This is a genomic window from Streptomyces sp. NPDC006510 (genome assembly GCF_040611955.1).
Taxonomy (GTDB): Bacteria; Actinomycetota; Actinomycetes; order Streptomycetales; family Streptomycetaceae; genus Streptomyces.
Map to the genome: position 1 here is coordinate 1 of NZ_JBEXPH010000434.1, position 1760 is coordinate 1760.

Consider the following 1760-nt stretch of genomic DNA (forward strand, 5'->3'; position numbering starts at 1 on the left):
GCGCAGACGCCACCAGGCAACAGCCCGACACAGCCACTACCGACGACGATCCGCCGACGAACCTGCTGGATAGATCACGAAACCACACTGGAGTATTAGGTGCCCAGCTATACCCCGGCAGCTTCGCCACGCCTACGCCGCAGACATTCAACGTGGCCTCCTCGCCGCCGAACACAAACGGCTTCGGAGTTGGTCCCGCCCAAAGACAGGACCACGCACTGCATACCGGCCCGAATCCGTCAGGTTGGAGCCGGCTCGACTCTTACGGGGCGTCACCCACTGGTTCACTCGCGTTGCACCTTCCGGTCTTGCTTGCCGGACCCGGACCGTCTGACGGTGCCGGTCCGTCTCGGCGTTGTCGGGACTGCTTTCCACCCGTTCCCGGCGTTCCCCGGGGCGGGCTGCCCCCTGCTTCACTCGGGCCGCTGCGACGGCCCGAGGGCGAAGGTCTTTCACCTCCACTTGGTTGTGTAGCGCCTCGTGGCGCACGTGCTCAAGATCGAACCTGCGCAAGAACGCCTGCCAGCGCAGGTCGACATCCCCGCCCGACAGGCCAGTGGCCGACGACCACAGCCAGACGGGGAGGGGATCGTGGCCGCCGGGCAGGCGGTCGACCTCCAGACGGATCAACGTCCCTTCGATAACGGGGAGTTCGCCGGTGTGGTCGATCCACGCGGAGCGGGTGGTCAGCCGAGGATGGACGCGGTCCCAGGCCATCGCGCGAGCGGTGCCATAGCGGTCGGTGACCTGCACGGTCTCGGCATCAGGCTCGCCCCAGGTGTCGGGCTTGGCGAAGCGGAACTCCTTGCCGTGCTTCGGCGGGCGTCCGCCCTGCGGCGGGGAGATCCACGGCACCGGGACCGGCTTGCGCATCACGCGGTCCGTGCGCATCCGCCCGAGGACCTCCACCGGCAGTCCTTCCAGCACATAGGCCATGCGCGGAGCGTCGTAGCCGGCGTCGAAGACGACAAGGATGTCCCGGTCACCCTGCTGCCACCGCCCCATGTCGATAAGGTCCTCGACCACGTGGCGGACCTGGGCCGCGGTGACCTCGGCAACATCGTCGGCCGGCCCCAGCCTCAGCGCGTCCAGGATCTGGCACCACGAGTTCCGGCCCGACTCCAGCGCGGCGACGAACGAGTAGGGCCAGCCGGGCACGAACTGGTCCGAGGAGCGTCCGCTGCGGCCGTAGACGTGGCAGAACAAGCGGTCCGGGCTGCAGGGTGCGTCGGGGCGGAGCCAGTGGGTGACGTCCACCGCCAGGACCAGGCGTCCGTCGGCGGCCCCGGGCTGCGGCAGCCCGGCCAGCACCTGCCGCAGCCGCGGCACATCGACGTTCCCGCTGTTCAGCGCGTCGTACATCGCGCCGTGCCCGCGCCGGTGCTCGGCCGTCAGCGTGAGGTCGACCGGCGCCTTGACCGGCCCGTCCCCGCACAGCAACGCGTCGGTCAGCTCAAACAGCGTGTCCCCGCGCGCGGTCAGGCAGTCGAAGAAGTCGTCCCGAAAGTGTGACGCCACCGCGAATGCCTCGCGCCGGACATCGTGATGCAGCAGACTCATTCCCCCACGGCCTTCGCGCTGGTCAAGTGCCTCTTTGGTCGGAGCACAGGATCAGCCGAAGGATGTGCCCACGTCCGGCGATTCCCCATCCGGGCGGTTAAGTACGGCCGTTGTTCGAGCTGGGAGGCGCAAGAACAAGCTCAGGCCGTGACAAACGGCTGCTCACACGACGCTGGCGAGGCGTGGTGAGCGGCAACAAC

Annotated in this window: 1 pseudogene; it reads right to left on the reverse strand. The window is 68.5% G+C overall.

The annotated features are described in order from the left end of the window. Positions 1 to 489: 489 nt before the first annotated feature. Positions 490 to 1560 (reverse strand): annotated as a pseudogene (locus ABZY11_RS44245) (transposase); the annotation flags it as partial. Positions 1561 to 1760 lie beyond the last annotated feature (200 nt).